This window comes from Georgenia deserti, assembly GCF_042680605.1.
In the GTDB taxonomy this organism is placed as follows: domain Bacteria; phylum Actinomycetota; class Actinomycetes; order Actinomycetales; family Actinomycetaceae; genus Allobogoriella; species Allobogoriella deserti.
Window position 1 is genome coordinate 408,649 of sequence record NZ_JBHUEE010000002.1, and the last position, 17,540, is coordinate 426,188.

At 70.0% G+C, this 17,540-nt stretch carries 16 protein-coding genes; 1 reads left to right on the forward strand and 15 read right to left on the reverse strand.

What is annotated here, in order from left to right; translation table 11 throughout:
• Nucleotides 1–35: 35 nt before the first annotated feature.
• The 7 genes from ACFSE6_RS05535 to mftC all read right to left on the reverse strand — a co-directional run bounded on the left by ACFSE6_RS05535 (nucleotide 36) and on the right by mftC (nucleotide 7,783).
• Nucleotides 36–830 carry an ABC transporter permease gene (locus ACFSE6_RS05535; RefSeq protein WP_388003210.1) on the reverse strand — a complete coding sequence of 265 codons (795 nt, stop codon included), beginning with the start codon at nucleotides 828–830 and terminating at the stop codon, nucleotides 36–38.
• A 1-nt stretch (nucleotide 831) separates the two neighbouring features.
• Complete coding sequence (locus tag ACFSE6_RS05540; RefSeq protein WP_388003213.1) at nucleotides 832–1,668, reverse strand: ABC transporter ATP-binding protein; 837 nt, start codon at nucleotides 1,666–1,668, stop codon at nucleotides 832–834.
• Between the two features lie 77 nt (nucleotides 1,669–1,745).
• On the reverse strand, nucleotides 1,746–2,831 hold the full coding sequence (locus tag ACFSE6_RS05545; protein WP_388003216.1) for an ABC transporter substrate-binding protein: 1,086 nt from the start codon (nucleotides 2,829–2,831) through the stop codon (nucleotides 1,746–1,748).
• A gap of 245 nt (nucleotides 2,832–3,076) precedes the next feature.
• The gene (gene mftF, locus ACFSE6_RS05550; RefSeq protein WP_388003219.1) at nucleotides 3,077–4,483 is read right to left on the reverse strand and encodes a mycofactocin biosynthesis glycosyltransferase MftF; all 1,407 of its coding nucleotides are present in this window, start codon (nucleotides 4,481–4,483) and stop codon (nucleotides 3,077–3,079) included.
• Nucleotides 4,480–5,226, reverse strand: coding sequence for a mycofactocin biosynthesis peptidyl-dipeptidase MftE (mftE, locus tag ACFSE6_RS05555; RefSeq protein WP_388003222.1), 747 nt, complete (start codon nucleotides 5,224–5,226; stop codon nucleotides 4,480–4,482). Before mftE ends, mftF begins: the two co-directional genes overlap by 4 nt.
• A gap of 10 nt (nucleotides 5,227–5,236) precedes the next feature.
• The gene (gene mftD / locus ACFSE6_RS05560; protein WP_388003225.1) at nucleotides 5,237–6,469 is read right to left on the reverse strand and encodes a pre-mycofactocin synthase MftD; all 1,233 of its coding nucleotides are present in this window, start codon (nucleotides 6,467–6,469) and stop codon (nucleotides 5,237–5,239) included.
• A 24-nt stretch (nucleotides 6,470–6,493) separates the two neighbouring features.
• Nucleotides 6,494–7,783: a mycofactocin radical SAM maturase gene (mftC, locus tag ACFSE6_RS05565; RefSeq protein WP_388003229.1), complete on the reverse strand. Its 1,290-nt coding sequence runs from the start codon at nucleotides 7,781–7,783 to the stop codon at nucleotides 6,494–6,496.
• A gap of 197 nt (nucleotides 7,784–7,980) precedes the next feature.
• Between mftC and ACFSE6_RS05570 the strand changes: the two genes are divergently transcribed.
• The gene (locus ACFSE6_RS05570; protein ID WP_388003232.1) at nucleotides 7,981–8,904 is read left to right on the forward strand and encodes an SDR family NAD(P)-dependent oxidoreductase; all 924 of its coding nucleotides are present in this window, start codon (nucleotides 7,981–7,983) and stop codon (nucleotides 8,902–8,904) included.
• Between the two features lie 47 nt (nucleotides 8,905–8,951).
• Here ACFSE6_RS05570 and ACFSE6_RS05575 read toward each other — a convergent pair whose 3' ends face one another.
• From ACFSE6_RS05575 to mftR, 8 genes are all read right to left on the reverse strand, one after another.
• A complete protein-coding gene (locus ACFSE6_RS05575) occupies nucleotides 8,952–10,559 on the reverse strand; it encodes an ABC transporter substrate-binding protein (RefSeq protein WP_388003235.1) in 1,608 nt (535 codons plus the stop codon).
• 80 nt (nucleotides 10,560–10,639) lie between these two features.
• Nucleotides 10,640–11,422: an ABC transporter ATP-binding protein gene (locus ACFSE6_RS05580; RefSeq protein ID WP_388003238.1), complete on the reverse strand. Its 783-nt coding sequence runs from the start codon at nucleotides 11,420–11,422 to the stop codon at nucleotides 10,640–10,642.
• Nucleotides 11,403–12,332: an ABC transporter ATP-binding protein gene (locus ACFSE6_RS05585; RefSeq protein ID WP_388003241.1), complete on the reverse strand. Its 930-nt coding sequence runs from the start codon at nucleotides 12,330–12,332 to the stop codon at nucleotides 11,403–11,405. Before ACFSE6_RS05585 ends, ACFSE6_RS05580 begins: the two co-directional genes overlap by 20 nt.
• On the reverse strand, nucleotides 12,329–13,255 hold the full coding sequence (locus ACFSE6_RS05590; RefSeq protein ID WP_388003244.1) for an ABC transporter permease: 927 nt from the start codon (nucleotides 13,253–13,255) through the stop codon (nucleotides 12,329–12,331). The genes ACFSE6_RS05585 and ACFSE6_RS05590 overlap by 4 nt, the downstream gene beginning before the upstream one ends.
• Nucleotides 13,252–14,232, reverse strand: coding sequence for an ABC transporter permease (locus ACFSE6_RS05595; protein WP_388003247.1), 981 nt, complete (start codon nucleotides 14,230–14,232; stop codon nucleotides 13,252–13,254). Before ACFSE6_RS05595 ends, ACFSE6_RS05590 begins: the two co-directional genes overlap by 4 nt.
• A 175-nt stretch (nucleotides 14,233–14,407) precedes the next feature.
• Entirely contained in the window at nucleotides 14,408–15,247 is an 840-nt protein-coding gene (locus ACFSE6_RS05600) for an IclR family transcriptional regulator (RefSeq protein WP_388003250.1), read from the reverse strand.
• A 131-nt stretch (nucleotides 15,248–15,378) separates the two neighbouring features.
• Nucleotides 15,379–16,887: a mycofactocin dehydrogenase MftG gene (gene mftG, locus ACFSE6_RS05605; RefSeq protein ID WP_388003253.1), complete on the reverse strand. Its 1,509-nt coding sequence runs from the start codon at nucleotides 16,885–16,887 to the stop codon at nucleotides 15,379–15,381.
• Complete coding sequence (mftR, locus tag ACFSE6_RS05610; protein WP_388003256.1) at nucleotides 16,877–17,515, reverse strand: mycofactocin system transcriptional regulator; 639 nt, start codon at nucleotides 17,513–17,515, stop codon at nucleotides 16,877–16,879. Before mftR ends, mftG begins: the two co-directional genes overlap by 11 nt.
• Nucleotides 17,516–17,540: the final 25 nt, after the last annotated feature.

Genomic DNA, 17,540 nt, shown 5'->3' on the forward strand with positions numbered 1-17,540 from the left:
CCATGCAACTCCCTCCCGGGACCGGGTGTGCCCCCTCAGACCTCGCGGTTCTGCAAGCCGTAGACCGACTCGTGCCACGGGATGGCGAAGCGCTTGAGCTCGTTGACGATGAGGAACAGCGCCAGCCCCATCAGGGACAGCACGAGGATGAGCGCGAAGGTCTGCGCGGCGTCGAGCGCGTTCATCGCCGAGACCACCATGTTGCCCAGCCCGTCGTTGCCGCCGAGGTACTCGGCGACAATCGCGCCGATCGTGGCCAGCACGATCCCGACCTCCATCCCGGCGAACAGGTACGGCAGCAGGCTGCGCAGCTCGAGCTGGGTGAAGGTCTGGCCGCGGTTCGCGTTCAGGCTGCGCATCACCTCACGCTGCCCCTGCTCCACCGAGCGCACGCCCAGCAGCACGTTCAGCATGATCGGGAAGAACGCGAGGATCGTCGCGAGCACGATCTTCGAGGTGATCCCGAAGCCGAACCAGATGACGAACAGCGGGACGAAGGCGACCTTCGGCGAGACCTGGAAGATCACGATCAGCGGCCGGACCGAGACCTCCAGCCACGGCAGCTTGCCGAGGACGACGCCGACCACGAGCCCGGTGAGCACGGCGATGAGGAAACCGAGGACCACCTCGGTGACGGTGATCCGCGCGGCCGCCCACATGCCGGGATCACTGAGCAGCTCCACGAGCGCCGCACCGACCTCCGCGGGAGGCGGGAAGACGAGCGGGTTCACCTCACCGGCCGTGACGACGACGTGCCAGACCGCCACGATCGTCACGACGAGCAGCGGCGTGACGATCCACGGCAGCAGCTTCATCCGATCCCGGCGCACGTCAGTCCTCCTCGTCCAATTCGCGGCGCAGCGCCCGCACGATCTCGTTGAACTTCGGCGTGGTCTCCAACTCGACATCGCGCGGCTTGGGGAAGTCCACGGGCAGGATCGTGTTGATCCGGCCCGGCCGCGGCGTCATCTGCACCACCCGGTCGGCCAGGAACACCGCCTCGGGAATGTCGTGCGTGACGAAGACGACCGTCGACGTGGTCTCCTGCACGATCCGCTGGAGTTCGAGGTTCATCCGCTCGCGGGTGAGGGCATCAAGAGCACCGAACGGCTCGTCCATGAGCAGCAGGTCCGGCTCAGTGCTCAACGCCCTGGCGATGGCGGCGCGCTGTCGCATGCCGCCGGAGAGCTCGCGTGGGTAGGAGCGTTCGAAGCCGGTCAGACCGACGAGCTCGGCAAGCTCGGTGGCCCGCCGGCGCCGCTGCTTCTTGCCGACGCCGCGGAGCTTGAGCGGCAGGGCGATATTGTCGAGGATCGAGAACCAGGGAAAGAGGTTCGCCTCCTGGAAGACCACCCCAAGCTTGGTCACCGCCGAGGAGTCGACGCGTCCGTCGCGCCAGAGGGACTTCCCGTCGACCTCGATCGTGCCGGCGGTGGGTGGCAGGAGCCCGCCGAGCATGCGCAGCACAGTGGTCTTCCCGCACCCGGACCGGCCGATCAGAGCGACGAACTCGCCGCGCGGAATCGTCAGGTCGATGCCCGAGACGGCGTGGGTGACCCCGTGCTTGGTGTGGAAGTCCCGACCGACGCCGCTGATGCCGAGCCGGGGGATCTCGGCCGCGCCGCCGGCCGCCGGCTCGGCGACGGTCGCGCCGCGGGTCTCGGTCATCTCGACTCTCCTTCGGCTCGGGTGCGGACCGGGATGCGATCGGGCGGGCCGCGGGTGCGGAAGGTCGCTCACGCCGATCACGGGACGTAGTCGTTGGTGATCCACTCGGTCGGGTCGGCGCCGCCGTCGACCAGCCCGCCCTCGGTCAGGGCGTCGTAGGCCGATTCGACGACGGTCGGGTCGGTCTGCAGCAGCGGGGTCCCGGACGCGTCCATCCACGTGTTGGTGACGTAGTCCTCGAGGGCCAGTCGCGCCGCCTCGTCGTCCTGCAGCGCGGCGAAGTCCCAGTCGCCGCTGTCCCGCAGGATCTGCAACGTCTCGTCGAAGTCGTTCTCGGCGTCGTCGACGACGAACTGGGTGGCGTCCGCGATCGCGGCGAGGAAGGCCTCCACCGTCTCCGGATCGGACTCGAGGGTCCCCGGTGTGGTGAAGAAGAGCTGGATGTCCGGGGTGACGTCCAGACCCGCCGGTCCGACGACGGCGTCGTCGTTCTGCAGCTCGATCCCGATGGCGGTGTCCAGGCTGACGATGTAGCCGGCCAACTCGCCGCGACGGACGAGCTCCATCGTCGCCGCGGTCACCGGGACGGCCTGCCGCTCCACCGAGTCCAGGTCCACGCCGTCGTGACCGAGCGCGAGGTCGAGGGAGCGCTCGCTGGTCCCACCGATGGAGCCGAGGCCGATCGTCTCCCCCGCCATGTCGGCGGTGGACTCGATGGGGTTGTCCTCGACGGAGGCGACGCGCAGGTTCGTCCGGCGGGCCATCGTGCCGACCCCCACGATGTCCTGCCCGTCCTCCATGGCGGGCATGAGGTCGATGGTGCTGGCGCGACTGATGAAGCCCGCGCCCCCGACGACCGACTGGATGGCGGCCGCGGTGCCCTGGACCGGCTCGAGGGTGACGTCGAGACCGTGATCCTCGAAGTACCCACCGGAGTAGGCCATCATCTCGGGCGTGAAGGTGAAGGATTCGAGCGGCAGGAACGAGACGACGGTGATCTCGGTCAGCTCGCCGTCCTCGCCTCCGCCGGACTGGGGCGCACCGTTGCCGCCCTCGCTCGCCGCGTCCGAGCAGGCGCTCAGTGCCAGCGCGACCGCCGAGGCCAGGGCTCCTGCGATCAGGGTGAGGCACCTGGGTGGGCGCCGCGTCGCTGCCGTGGGCATGATCGTGACTCCTGTGTCGGGCGGCCGCCGCTTCGTTGCGGCCGGGGCAGACTCGACTCTCGCCGAAGTCCGTGGGCCCAACAAGGCGGCCTTCCGATAGGTGGGAGCCGCCGGGGGGGCGCGACTCGTCATCCCTGTGCTGAGTCGTCATCCCTGTGCCCACTTGTCATTTCTGTGCAGGTCGATCTCTACGACGTCGAGAGGTGACCAGTCGGCACAAGATTGACCAGTCGGCACAGCGTTGACTAATCGCGGCGGCGGACGACGGCGGGCAGCAGAGCCTTGGGGGACCGTGCCCGCCAGGCGCTCCACCAGACACCGGCACCGTAGGCGAGGTCGTCCAGGCGGCGGGCGAGCGCGAACCGTGCCGGGTCGAGGTCAGGCCGCAACCGGAGGTACTCCCATGCCGCGTCGGCCAGCCCGGCGACCGCCAGGAGGCGACGGGCGCGGCGGGAGACGAGCGCGGCGGCGACCGTGGCGGGCCACCAGTGCCGCACGGCGAGGGCGAAGCCCTGGGCGACGGCGGAGGCGAGTCCGTAGCCCGTGAGCCGGGCGGCGAGCAGGGAAGGCCGGCGTACCCCGCGGACGCGGTGGGCGATCCGCGCCGTCGTCATGGCCGTGATGACGACGGCGACCGGTACCGACCAGCGCCGCTGGGCCGCGAGCGACACGAGCACGGCCGCCGCCCAGGGCGACAGCACCGCCGGCGCCACCAGGCCGGGGTGGCGCGCCGCCAGCGTCGCGGCGCCGGTGCCGTAGGTGAACTTCCGGGCCAGCCAACTGCGGACGGTGTCCCGGTGCTCGTGCTCGACGACGGCGCGCGGTTCGTACCGCACCCGCCAGCCCTCGTCGACGAGACGCCAGACGAGGTCGACGTCCTCGGCCACCCGCATGCCGGCCCCGAACCCGTCGCCGAGCGCGGCGGTCCGGGCGAGCAGGCACGTCGTCGAGACCCACGCCATGGGCGAGAACGGCCGCACCAGGCTCGCGTCCGAGCCGTGGTCCAGCGAGGAGCGCGCGCGTTCGTACCGCAGCACCCAGTTCTCGCCCGGCAGGGCCATCCCGGCCACCCGCGGCGCGACGGCGGCCAGACCGGGGTCGGCGAGGTGGCGCAGCAACGTCGTCACACTGCCCGGCCGGAGCACCACGTCGGTGTCGACGAAGAGGACGTACGGCGTCGCGACGGCGGCCAGGCCGGCGTTGCGGGCGTCGGCCGGTCCGCGGTTCTCCGGCAGCGCGACGAGCTCGGCGCCGTGGGCCGCGGCCGCCCGGGCAACCCGAGCCGTTCCGTCGCCGGAACCGTCGTCGACGACGATCACCCGGACCGGCCCGAGCGTGGACCGCACCGAGGTCAGCAACCGGTCCATCTGGCGGTGGCGACGGTAGGCCGGCACGACCACGGTGACGTCCTCGAGGTCACCGGCCGGGAGACTGCCGGGGTCCGGGTCGGCGAGGCCGGTCCGCAGCAGGTACTCGGCGAGCGCCCGCGCGGCACCGTCGGTGACCGTCAGGGTGCCATCGCCCATCGATCCGGCCGCATCCACGGTCAGCCGAGCGATCCTTGAGGGGACGCCACCGACCAGGACGGCACCGTCGTCGACGACGTGGGTGTGGCGGTTCAGACGCAGGACCGCGCCGTCGGGAAGGCTCACGCCGCGCTCCCGGCACCGAGCAGCAGCCCGGACGGCGCCGTCCGCCAGCGGTGCAGGCGGTGCCAGGCGGCCTCGATCATGCCGGCCAGCAACCGCTCGCCCTCGGCGGCGGTGGCACCGGACGGGTCCCCGAGGACGCCGGTCGGGCTGACCGGGCCCAGACCGTCGCGCCGCAACCGCGGCAGCAGCTCGCTGATCGGTGTCCGGTTGCCGGCCGGAGCCGGCTCGGGACAGACCCGCTGCGGCTGGAGGTGCAGCATGAGCGAGGTCTCGGCGCGACCGGCGTGCGCGTCGGGGCCGCGACCGTCGTCGAGCCGGCCGGGGACGCACCCGAGCCAGGCGACGTCGCGCCCCTCGTCGACGAGCCGTGGGACGACGGCGGCCAGCGCGGGCGCGTTGCCGCCGTGACCGTTGACGACCACGAGCCGGTCCGCCCACCGGCAGGCGGACCGACCGAACTCGAGCAGCAGGTGCTCCAGGGCGGTGCGGCCGAGCGAGATCGTGCCGGCGAAGGCCTCGTGCTCACCGCTGGAGCCGTAACCGATCGCCGGTGCGAGCACCGCATCGCGCCCGGCCTCGCGTAGCCGCCGCACCAGCGCGTGCGCGACGGCCTCGGCGATGACCGTGTCCGTGTCCAGCGGGAGATGCGGGCCGTGCTGCTCGGTCGACCCGAGCGGGAGCACCAGGGTCGGCGTGCCGACCGTCGGCCAGGGCCGGCCGGCCAGCGTCGGTTCGACGTTCACGACGGCGGGCTCAGCCAGCAGAGCCGACGGCGCTGGTGGCGGCCGTGGTGGCTCTGGCGGTCGCGGCTTCACGGTCGCCGAGCCGGAGGAAGAAGTCCTCGGGTGCGTAGAGATCCTCCGCGCTGAGCTCGACGGCCGAGGCTCTCCCCAGCCCGAGGACGGCCGAGTCGAGGCCGCCGCGGAGAATGTCCAGCACGTTCTCCACCCCGGCCTGGCCGTTCGCCGCCAGGCCCCAGAGGTAAGCGCGGCCGATCAGGACGGCGCGGGCCCCCAGCGCGAGGGCCTTGGCGACGTCACTGCCGCGCCGGACCCCGCCGTCGAGGAGGACCTCGATCTGGTCACCGACGGCCTCGGCGATGCCGGGCAGGACCCGGATCGTCGCGGGCGTCGAGTCGAGGTTGTTGCCGCCGTGGTTGGAGACCGAGATGGCGGTCGCCCCTGTGTCGACGGCCCGTTTGGCGTCGTCGACGCGGGTGACGCCCTTGAGCATGAAGGGCCCGTCCCACTGTTCCCGGAGCCAGGCGACGTCCTCCCAGGTGGGCGGCGGCGTGCCCATCCACTCGCCGTAGGCCCCGAAGAACGTGGGGGCCTGTCCGCCGGGTGGCTCCAGGTTCGGCGTCGTGAGGTCGGGGATGGCGCCGGAACGCAGGTAGTCGGCCAGCCAGGCCGGCTTGGGCAGTACCTGTGGCGCGAGTTTCAGGGCGGTCCTGAGGTCGATCCGTTCGGGGATCCACGGACTGCCCCAGTCGCGGCCGTTGGAGAAGGACCAGTCGAGAGTGGCGATGAGTCCGACGGCGCCCGCGGCCTTCGCCCGCTCCATCCGCTGGACCATGTCCTCGCGCGATCCGGTCCAGTACACCTGGAACAGCGTCTTGGGGTTCGCGGCGGCGACGTCCTCGATCGGTTTCGATGCGAACGAGCTCAGTCCCATGATGATGTCCCGGTTGGCGGCGGCCCTGGCGACGGCGACCTCGCCGTCGGGATGGACAGCCTGGACGCCGGTGGGCGAGATGAGCACCGGAAGAGAGGTCGGGATGCCCATGACGGTCGTGGACAGGTCGCGTTCCGGCTGGTGGCCGACGACGTGCGGGGCGAAGGCGATGCGGGAGAAGGCGTGCATGTTCTCCCGGATGGTGACGCCCTTCTCGCTGCCGGCGACCAGCGCCCCGTAGACGGATCGCGGGAGGCGCTTCTTGGCGCGGCGCTGCGCCTCGGCGACCGTCTCGAACCAGCCGTTGGCCATGGTGTACTCCTTCTCCTGGAGCCGTCAGTGATTGGTCGGGGTGACGTCGTCGGAAGCGGGGACGAAACCGGCCAGCGGGCTCTCCTGGCAGGCTGAGACCGACGGGGCCGCGACGGCGTCGGGCCGACGGCCGATGGTCACCGGGACCGGTCCCGAGGTGCGCGGTCGGGGCGGCGAGGTGCGGTGCGAGTGGTCCCCGGACGGCTTGGGCACGGCGGCGGAGCCGTCACGGCTGCGGAGTGCTTCCTCGCCGAGGCCGCGAACGCACTCCGGGTCCGGCCCGTCCAGGGGCAGGCCGGTGAAGAACTTGGCGGCCATGCAGCCGCCCTTGCAGCTGTCGAAGAAGGAGCAGCTGGTGCAGGCGCCGCCGGACTGCGGGTTGCGGAGCTCGGCGAACAGCTCGGACTCGCGCCAGACGCGGGTGAAGCCGCCGGGGGCGCGGACGTTGCCGGCGAGGAACTCGTCGTGGATGGCGAAGGGGCAGGCGTACACGTCGCCGACGGGGTCGATGAGGCAGACCACGCGCCCCGCGCCGCACAGATTGAGCCCGGAGAGGGACTCGCCGTAGGCAGAGAGATGAAAGAAGGAGTCCCCGGTGAGGACCTCGCCGTCGTGGGCGAGCAGCCACCGGTAGAGCTCGCGCTGCTGCTCCTGGGTGGGGTGCAGCTCGTCCCACACGTCGACCGCCCGACCGGAGGGGCGCAGCCGGGTCAGCCGGAGCTGGGCGCCGTAGCGGTCGGCGATGGCCTTGAACTCATCGAGCTGGCCGATGTTCTGCCGGGTACACACGACCGAGAGCTTGAAGTTCTCCATGCCGGCCGCGTGCATGTTCTCCATGGCGCGGATCGCCATGTCGTAGGAGCCGGCGCTGCGGATGAAGTCATTGACCTCGGCGGTGGCGCCGTCGAGGGAGATCTGGACGTCGACGTAGTCGTTGGCGGCGAGCTTCTCGGCGACCTCGGGCGTGATCTTCACGCCGTTGGTGGAGAACTTCACCCCGACGTCGTGGCTGGTCGCGTAGTCGAGGAGGTCCCAGAAGTCGCTGCGCACGGTGGGCTCTCCGCCGCCGATGTTGACGTAGAAGACCTGCATCCGCTGCAGCTCGTCGATGATCGCCTGGCACTCGGCGGTGCTCAGCTCGCGCGGGTCGCGCCGGCCGGAGCTGGACAGGCAGTGCGTGCAGGTGAGGTTGCAGGCGTAGGTCAGTTCCCAGGTCAGGCAGATCGGCGCGTCCAGCCCGTACTCGAAGTGGTCGACGAGGCGGGCAGGACGCCGGGTGGCCGCCGCGTCCGTGGCGTCGAGCATGGCACTCATCTCGCTCCTCCCCCGGCACCGTCATCGGTGCCCTCGGATCGCCGCCGTCCTCCGTTGACGGCAACGGTCGCCACATTAATGGCACTCAGTGCCGAATGGAAGGCCGGCGCCGTGGGCACCGGCACACGGGCGGCGATCTTTCTGTCTCACGGAAGGGTGACTGCGCCGGTCGCACAGCGGCTGCTGCGATCACCGGCATGGATGCACTCAACGGCAAGGTCGCCGTCGTCACCGGAGGATCGAGCGGCATCGGCCGCGGGATCGCCCTGGCCCTGGGCCGGGCCGGCGCCGCCGTGGTGGTGACGGGCCGCAGCGAGCAGCACCTCGAGGAGACCGTGACCGAACTCGCCGAGCATGGCGTGACGGTGGAGCCGATGCGGGTCGACGTCACCGACGCCCAGGCGATGGCTGCGGCGGCGGAGACGATCGAGGACCGGCACGGCCGGGTGGATGTCCTGGTCAACAACGCGGGGATCGGCCTGACCGGCCCGGTCGCCCAGGCGACGGCGGCGGACTGGGATTGGGTGATCGACGTCAACATCCGGGGCGTCGGCAACGGCATCCGCGCGTTCCTGCCGAAAATCCGCGCGCACGGGCAGGGCGGTCACATCGTCAACACCTCCTCGATGGGCGGACTGCTGCCGGTGGTGGCCGGGCTGTACTCGATGACGAAGGCCGCGGTCATCGCCCTGTCCGAGGCCATGCACATCGAGCTCGCCGGCGAGGGCATCGGAGTTTCCGCGTACTGTCCGGGACCGACGCACAGCAACATCGCCACCGCCGTCGCGAACCGGCCGGATCGGTACGGCGACTCCGGCTACACACCGCCGGATCCGGCGTTCGCGGAGTTCGCGAAACAGCAGCCGTACATGTCCTACGAGGAAGCCGGTGCGCGGGTGGTCCAGGGCATCCGCCGGGGTGACCTGTTCATCCTCACCCACCCGGAGTTCCGCGACGGCGTGGCCGAGCGGCACGCCACCATCGAGGCGGCCTTCCCGGACGAGCCGATCGACACCGAGCGGCGGGACGCGATCCCGTTCCTGCTCTCCTCGCCGGTCTACGCACCGCAGAACCGGCCCACTCCCCCGACGGCGCCGTCGTCGGTGGGGCGGGCCGGCTGAGCGCGGCGGCACGAACCGCCGTCGGACGGCCGGCCAACCAGTCCCGCTCATTCGCGGGGCGAGACAGCCGTCCAGTCGGCTCCACCGGTCAGTCCGTCCGGGCTGCCGAGGCCCTCCCACTCCGCGGAGTTGTAGGCCGAGAAGGGCGTGTGGAAAACCAGCGGTCCGGCCATCATGACCTCGGCGGCGCGTTCCTGGACGGTGCGGAAGTGCTCCGCACGCTCGGCCTGATCGGTGGTCTGCAGAGCGGCGTCGACGGCCTCCTGCAGCTGCTCGTCGCAGATGCCTGAGGGGTTCTCGGCGTCGACCGGCTCCGACAGGCAGTGATACCAGCGGGTGATGCCGAGTGACGGGTCCACCCCGAGGGTGGCCTCGACGATGGCGGTGTCGAAGTCACGGCGCTGGTAGACGTTCTCCATGAAGACGTTCGTCTCCTCGCCGACCAGCTCGACCGCGATGCCGACCTCCGCCATCGACGACTCGATCACGGCCCCGACGGCGCGGGCCTCGGCGGTCATGCTCATCAGGTGCAGTCGGAGCGAGAACCGGTTGCCGTTCTCGTCCCGTCCGTAACCGAGCTCGTCCAGGCGCGCGTTGATGGCGTCCGGGTCGTAGGGGAACTCCTCGCGGTAGTCAATGCCGGGGTCGATCCAGCCCAGTTCGTCCGGGTACATCGACGTCGGCTCGTAGGAGATCTCGGGGAGTGCGACCTCGGCGACCTGGCTGCGGTTGACCGACTGGTAGACGAGCCGGCGGACCTCGGGATCCTGCAGTTCGGGGACGTCGGCGTTCATGGTGAAGATGAACTGGCGCGGCAGCTGGCCGCGCTGGGTGAGCTCGAGGTGCTCGGCGGCCCGTACCTGTTCGAGCATCCCCTGACCGACTCCGCCGACCATGGTGTCTCCCGCAATGAGGGAGAGCGCGCCGGCATTGGTGTCGTTCTGGATGACGTAGATGAGTCGGTCGACCTCCACCTCGCCCTTCCAGTAGTCCTCGTAGGCGCGCATGGAGATCTCCTGCCCCTCCGCGAAATTCTCGAACTCGAAGGGCCCCGTTCCCACCGGTGCCATGTTGGCCGGGTTGTCGAGGTAGTCGGTGCCTTCGTAGAGATGCTTGGGCAGCATCCGCTGCAGGGAGAGCACCTCCATGACGGGGCCGTACGGCTCGGCGAAGGTCATGACGACGGTGTGGTCGTCAGGGGCCTCGACGGTGTCGATGCTCTCCACGAGCCCGGCACCGTAGGCCTGGTAGGGCACCAGCTCCTCGAGGTTGAAGACGACGTCGTCGGCGGTGAACGGCTCGCCGTCGTGCCAGGTCACGCCCTCCTCAAGGGTGAGGGTCACGCGACGACCGCCGTCGGCGATCTCCCAGTCGCGTGCGAGCCACGGGACGACCTCGTAGGTGTCGGTCAACCGGACGAGCGCCTCGTACATACCGCCGGTGACCATGTCGATCGACGGCGAGACGATGATCTGCGGGTTCAGGTGCGGCACGGTGCCGGTGCCTGCCACGAAGGTGTGCTCGGCACTCTCACCTCCGGCGGCGCCGGCGGCCGGGGCGGCGCCCTCACCGTCGGGGTCGCCGAGTGTGCACGCCGCCAGCACGGCGGCGCCGGCCGCCACGGTGAGTGCGCGGAACGCTCGTGTCGTGTGCATGGTGTCTACCTCTCTGTAGCTCTCTGTAGCTCTGGCGCGACACCGACCAGGAGCCGGCGTCAGGCCGCGTCACGCCGCCTTCAGGCAGGCGCCAGGGTCGGTGCCGCCGCGAGCAGCGTCCGGGTGTAGGGATGGCTGGGTACGGCGAAGATCTGCTCCTTGGTGCCGGACTCGACGATCTCGCCCGACTTCATGACGTAGACGTAGTCACAGACCTTGTTCACCACAGGAAGGTCGTGCGTGATGAAGACGTAGCCGACGCCGAGGCGTTCGCGGAGTTCGTTCATCAGACGCAGGACGCCCGCCTTGACCGAGGCGTCGAGTGCGGAAACGGCCTCGTCGGCCACGATGATCCGGGGGTCGAGCACGAGCGCCCGGGCGATGAGGACGCGCTGTCGTTGCCCGCCGCTGAGCTCGTGCGGATACCGGTCGACGAAGGACTGCCCGGGCGTCAGCCCGACGAGGTCGAGCGCCTCGACCACCCGGGCGCGGACGGCATCCTTGCCCCGCGCGATGCGGTGCAACGTCACCACCTCACCGATGGCGCGGCCGACGGTCTTGCGTGGGTTGAGCGAGCCCGCCGGATCCTGCAGCACCGCCTGCACGGTGCGGCGGAACCGGTGACGTTGCGGCCTGTCCATCGTCGGCAGCGCGACGCCGTCGAGCTGGATCGTCCCGGAGGTCACCGGGATCAGACCCAGCAGCATCCGGGCGAGCGTGGACTTGCCGGAGCCCGACTCGCCGACGATGGCGACGAAGTCCCCGGGCCTGATCGCGAGGTTCGCGCTGACGACGGCGTCGACCGACGTGCCACCGCGGCGGGCCCGGAAGGTCTTGGAGGCGTCACAGGCCTCGAGAAGCATGGTCCGTCCCCTCCTTGGCCCACTCGGTCCGGAGCGAGTCCGGGATGGAGTAGAGCTCGACGTCCTCATCCGTCAGGCTGCGCACGCTGCGCAGCAGTGCCTGGGTGTACGCGTGTTTCGGCGTGGTGAGGACGGCCCGCGTGGTCCCGGATTCGACCACCCGGCCGGCGTACATCACGTAGATGCGGTCGGTCATGCTCGCGACGACGGCGATGTCGTGGGAGATGAGGATGAGGGAGGTCCCGAGGCCGGCGACCGTCTCGTCCAGCGTCGCGAGCACGCGTTGCTGGACCGTCGCGTCCAGCGCCGTCGTCGGTTCGTCGGCGACGAGGAGATCAGGCTCCTTGGCGATGGCGATCGCGATGAGGACTCGTTGGCGCATGCCGCCGCTGAGTTCGTGCGGGAAGCGCCGGGCGACCTCGGCGACGTTCTCCAGCCCGGCGAGCGAGAGGAAGCGCAGCACGGCGTCGTCGGCACCCGCCCGTTTCCGCCCGGGCGAGATCGATTCGGCGACCTGGCGACCGATCTTCATCACCGGGTTCAGGTACGTCAGGGGATCCTGGAAGATCATGCCGACGGTGTGGGCGCGGACCTCGTCCCAGGCGGCGGGTGGGGCGCCGACCATCTCGCGTCCGAGGACAGCGATCGAACCTCGGACCCGCACCCGGGGTGAGGTCGGGAGCAGGCCGGCGATCGCTCTGCCGGTGACTGTCTTACCCGACCCCGATTCGCCGACGATGCCCACGCGTTCGCCGCGGCCGACGTGCAGGGACACCGACGTGACGGCCTCGACCTCGCTGCGCGCCCCGGTGGGCAGGTGGACGCCGAGATCGGTGACGCGCAGCAGGGTGGGCTTGTCTCCCCCATCGCCGCCTCCCACCGGTGTCCGGGCTTTGACGGTCGTGCTCATTTCACGCGTCCGATGCTCGGATTGAGCGAGTCGTTGATGGCGTCGCCGATCATGTTCACCGCCAGCACCACGAGGAAGATGCACAGGCCGGGAAAGAGCGCCATCCACCAGGCGGTGCTGAGATAGGGCTGGGCGTCGTTGAGCAGGGAGCCCCAGGTGGCGCGGTTAGCGTCGCCGATGCCCAGGAACGCCAGCCCGGACTCGGCGAGGATGGCGGTACCGACCGACATCGTGGTCGAGACGATCACCGGCGCGATGGCGTTCGGGAGGATGTCGGACCACAGGATCCGCACGCCACGGAAGCCGGCCGCCCTGGCGGACTCGACGTATCCGAGTTGAGCGACCCGGGCGGTCTCGGCGCGCATGATGCGGGCGACACCCGGCCACCCGGTCAGGCCGAGGATCGCGATGATGACGAAGATGTTCGCACCGAGGATGGCGGCCGCGACGAGCACCAGCACCAGGCCCGGGATGGCCATGAAGAACTCGACGATCTTGACGAGGACGACGTCGATCGCGCCGCCGTAGTAGCCGGCGAGACTGCCGATCACCACGCCGAGCGTCATGGACAGCAGCGCGACCGCGAAGCCGACGAAGAGTGAGAGGCGACCGCCGTGCAGGACCCGTGCGAGGAAGTCCCGGCCGAGGTGGTCGGTGCCCAGGGGGTACTCGGCGGAGGGTGGTTGCATCACCGGGTGCGCGGTGCTCACCGGATCGCCACCGAAGACAGGGCCGAGAAGGGCGACGAGCACCATGGCGGCCAGTAGTGCGAGGAAGACGATCGCCGTCGGCTTCCGGAAGAAGATGGCGGTCGGGCTCTCGCGCCGGCGGGTCCCGACCCGGCCGAGGACCGGTTCCGAGGGCGGGTCGCCGACGACCGACGACGTCGACCCACCGATAGTCCGGTCGCGGTTCAAGGTCATGCCTGACTCCTCGCCGAGCGGGTGAAGCGGGCACGCAGTCGCGGATCGACGATGCCGTAGACGATGTCCGTCAGAATGTTCGCGACAATAATCATGACGGTCATGACGATGGTGACTCCCAGGACGACCATGTTGTCGCGTTGATTGATGGCGTCGACCATGAGCAATCCCATTCCGGGCCAGCCGAAGACACGCTCGATCACCACAGATCCGGCCAGCAGATTTCCGATGTTCAGTCCGATGATCGTGATCATCGGAAGCATCGCGTTCGGCAAAGCGTGGAGGTAGAGCACGCGGTTCGCACCGAGCCCCTTGGACCGGGCCGTGTCGATGTAGTCCTGGCCGAGCGCCTCGATGGCGGATGAGCGCATGATGCGGGTCTGGAAGGCCAGTGCGCTCATGGCGGTCGTAATGACCGGCAGGATCATGTACTCGGGGCGAACGCCGAACTCTCCGTGCGGACTGGACCCCGAGCCCGGGAGCCAGTCGAGGATGACCGCGAACAACCACACGAGCATGAGGCCGAGCCAGAAGTTCGGCACCGAGAAGAAGACGAGGGACCCGCCGGAGATCGACCCGTCCAGCCAGCGACGACGCGTCCGGGCCGCGACGGCACCGAGGACGATGCAGATCGCGGTGGAGATCGCCAGCGCCCATGCGGTGAGCACGAGGCTGTAGGGGGCACGGCTGGCGATGAGTTCGGTCACCGGACGTCCGCTGATCGCCGACATGCCGAGGTCGCCGGTGGCCACCCGTGCCAGGTAGCTGAGGTAGCGCTGCCACAGCGGCTGGTCGAGGCCGAACCTCGCCACCATCTGGGCCTCGAACTCGGGCGAGACCGGCGCGTCGCCGATGAGGGCGTCCAACGGGCTGCCCGGTGCCATCTCGAGGAGAAGGAACAAAATGGTGACGACGACGAGCAGGAGCATCAGCGAAGACGCCAGAAGTTTCGCGTAATGCGCGGATATCGCCTTCACGTCAGCGCACCCTCCTCGGAGATCTCCTCGTCGAAACCTCAAAGAACAGCACGCCCTTCACGCACTGCACTTCCGCCCTCGTCGGCAACCCTCCGGTGTGATACTCAGCGGAAAGTGCCGGCGCTTCAACGGGTCATTCCATGGCACGGAAAATTTTCGTCGACGATTCTGTGTGCTACGCGAGACCCGCCTGCCGCCGGTTGAAGTCGATAGTCCTCGGGTCCGGGACCGGATCCTTCTCGCGCAGGCTTCGCGAGATCCGGCTCGCGGTCAGGCGGACATGGTCGATGAGCCGGTCCGGATGCTGCTGATCGACGCGATAGACCATCCCGACGGCGGTCTCCGCCGTCCCGTCGGCGCCGATCACGGGCGCGGCGACCGATCCAGCCCGCATCGTCATGGTCTTCACCGCAAGCGCGTACCCGTCTTTGCGGACCGATCGCAACCGCGCAAGGAGGTCGCCGGGCTCGGTGATGGTGTGCGGGGTGTACGGCTTCAGCGGCGTGCCGAGGTAGTCCTCGATGACGACCTGCTCGGCGTAGGCGAGCAGCACCAAGCCGGTAGCGGTGATGTGCAGCGGCAACCGTCCGCCGATGCGGTTCGCCCCCGTGTAGTTCGGGTGCGACCGCAGGGCATCCAGGTAGACGACTTCCATGCCGTCCCGCACCGAGAGAATCACGGTCAGTCCCGTGCGGTGATGCAGGTCAATCAGATGGGGCAGCGCCGTCTCGCGCATACGTAGGGCTTCGGTGGAGGCCGACGCGAGATCAAGGATCTTACGGCTCAGTCGGTAACGACCCTTCTCGTCGAGTTCGAGGCCGCCCCATTCGAGAACCTCTTTGGCAAGCCGGTGGGTCGTGGTCAGCGACAGATCGGCGTAGCGGCTGATCTCCGAGAGCGTCAGCGCCCCGCCGCCGCGCGAGAACGCGCCCAGGAGCGAGAGCACTCGCGCCGCCGCGGTCCGTTTGGGCGGCCCGTCCGGGCCGTCGTGTCCGTGATCGGTGTGTTCGGCCATCCCGCTAGTCACCCTTGAGCGTCGGGGCAACGTCGCCTTGATGCGGCGCCGCAATGGTGTCTGGGCACGTTACGCGCGTGCGTGCGTGGGCGGCGCCGGCCCTTCCGTCCGCCGGAAACTTTGGCGAACGGTCATCTCCCGCGCCGCATGAAGCGCGCGACCATCTCGCCGATGAGCACGGCCGTGGCGGCCGTTCCGCGGCTCGGTGCCGTCGGCAGGATGGAGGTGTCCGCGAGGCGCAGCCCGTCGGTGCCACGCACTCTGCCGTACTGGTCGGTGACGGCACCGTGGTCGTCCTCGGGTCCCATGCGTGCGGTGCCCGAGAGGTGAATGGCTGTCCCGAGGTGCGTGGTGATCCATCGGTCCAGGACACCGTCGTCGCTGAGGTCCCACGTGTCGGCGGGTGACTCGGCGACCTCGGCGAAGGGACGAGTGCGCAACAGCGTGGCCGCGACGCGCAGGCCGGCGCGCATCGCTGCCCGGTCCTTTGCGGTCTCGAGGTAGCGGTAGTCGATGAGCGGAGACGTGGCCGGGTCGGCGCCACGGAGCGAGAGACGGCCACGTGAATCGGGGCTGTTGAGCCCCACAAGGAGGGGCAGCTCCCCCGTGAGGTCGCGACCGATCGGACGCAGGCCGAGCATGATCTCCAGATCTCCGCGGTCCGGGCCGCCAGGGGAAGCCAGGTGCAGGGCACCGAGGAACGGCGCCAGCCGTGGAGCGGTCCGATCGTCAGATCGTCTGCGCCACGGCAGGGTGAGTTGCGGGTGGTCGGTGAATTCCCGCCCGACACCGGGCAGTGGGGTGATTACCGGAATGTCGTGGGCGGCAAGCTTCTCGGGCGGCCCGAGGCCGGAGAGCATCAGGAGCTGTGGGCTGGCGACGGCGCCCGCGGCGAGGACGACCTCTCCTGCCTCGATCCTGCGGTACTCCCCTGCGGTGGAGACCTCGACGCCGACGGCACGGCCACGCTCGATCAGGACTCGGCGAACCACGGTGCCACCGCGGATCTCGAGATTGCTCCGATCGCGTGCGGGCTGCAGGTAGCACCGGGCACTGCTGTACCGCACCCCGCCGACGACGTTGAGCGGGAGCGGACCGACGCCCGGCGGCCCAGGGGCGTTCTTGTCGGGCTCATCGGGGTAGCCGAGCCCGAGGGCCGCCTCCCGGAACGCGGCTGTCGCCACGTCGGCCGATCCGTCACGGCGGACCGGCACCGGACCGTCGCCGCCGTGCACCGGACCGGGTCCGAGATCGAGGTCCGCCTCGAGGGCCCGCATGACCGGTAGCACGCGATCGTAGGCCCACTCCTCGTTGCCGAGCGCCGCCCACCCGTCGTGGTCCTCCGGGCGCGCCCGGACGAACACACCACCGTTGATCGCACTCGAGCCACCGAGCACCCGGCCGCGTGCGATGACATGGTCGCGTTCGGGCGACAGACGGACAGGGTAGGACCAGGTGGCCGGATGTCCCGGCGCCGCGGCCCTCAGGACCGTGCCGTCGTGAACCTCGGGAGGGATCTCGTGCTCCTGCACCGGGCCGGCCTCGAGGAGGAGGACTCGGGTGCCGGGGGCTTCGCTGAGTCGGGCCGCGAGCGTGGCGCCGGCCGACCCGGCGCCCACGACCACGACGTCATACGGCACCCGTCACCGCCCGGGAGAAGACAGCCTGCATCTCCACGAAGCCGGTGTCGATCAGATCGGTGAGGACGGCGTCGTCACACGCGAGCCACCGGTCGTAGGCGGCGAGAGAGATCCCGAGACATGCCCACGCGACCGCGCTCGGTCGCAGGTCATCGGGCGAGGTCGCCTCGCGCCGGGCGACGAACTCGGCCAGGACCCGTCGCCACGATTCGTAGCGCAGGGCGGAGTGGGCGACCAGTGTCGGCGTCCGCAGCAGCACAGCCATCCGGCGGCGGTGCGCGTCGACCTGGTCCTCCGGGAAGCGGTTGAAGTCGACGACGGCCGTCCGGAGCGCGTCGAAGAGGGGCACGTCGTCCGGGACGGCGTCGAGGTGGTCACGCATCCGGGCGAGCAGGGTGTCGAAGTCACCCCACGGCAGGTCGTTCTTCGACGGGAAGTAGCGGAAGAAGGTGCGCCGGCCGATACCGGCGGCATCGGCGATGTCGTCGACCGTGACGTTGTCGAAGCCGCGCTCGATGAACAGCGCGAGGCCGATCCGGCCCAGTTCGTCTGCCGTGGTGGAGCGGGCGCGCCCCACGCGGGGCGTGCCACTCGCGTCCCGCTTAGTCGATATCGGTTGCGACCTCATCCCGTCACCTCCGCCGCCGACCCCG

Coding starts and splice junctions, on each gene's coding strand:
- mftD (WP_388003225.1), bottom strand. CDS start 6,469: ATGGCCAACGGCTGGTTCGAGACGGTCGCCGAGGCGCAGCGCCGCGCC.
- mftR (WP_388003256.1), bottom strand. CDS start 17,515: ATGAGGTCGCAACCGATATCGACTAAGCGGGACGCGAGTGGCACGCCC.
- mftC (WP_388003229.1), bottom strand. CDS start 7,783: ATGAGTGCCATGCTCGACGCCACGGACGCGGCGGCCACCCGGCGTCCT.
- ACFSE6_RS05545 (WP_388003216.1), bottom strand. CDS start 2,831: ATGCCCACGGCAGCGACGCGGCGCCCACCCAGGTGCCTCACCCTGATC.
- ACFSE6_RS05600 (WP_388003250.1), bottom strand. CDS start 15,247: ATGGCCGAACACACCGATCACGGACACGACGGCCCGGACGGGCCGCCC.
- ACFSE6_RS05590 (WP_388003244.1), bottom strand. CDS start 13,255: ATGACCTTGAACCGCGACCGGACTATCGGTGGGTCGACGTCGTCGGTC.
- ACFSE6_RS05580 (WP_388003238.1), bottom strand. CDS start 11,422: ATGCTTCTCGAGGCCTGTGACGCCTCCAAGACCTTCCGGGCCCGCCGC.
- ACFSE6_RS05585 (WP_388003241.1), bottom strand. CDS start 12,332: ATGAGCACGACCGTCAAAGCCCGGACACCGGTGGGAGGCGGCGATGGG.
- ACFSE6_RS05570 (WP_388003232.1), top strand. CDS start 7,981: ATGGATGCACTCAACGGCAAGGTCGCCGTCGTCACCGGAGGATCGAGC.
- ACFSE6_RS05540 (WP_388003213.1), bottom strand. CDS start 1,668: ATGACCGAGACCCGCGGCGCGACCGTCGCCGAGCCGGCGGCCGGCGGC.
- ACFSE6_RS05575 (WP_388003235.1), bottom strand. CDS start 10,559: ATGCACACGACACGAGCGTTCCGCGCACTCACCGTGGCGGCCGGCGCC.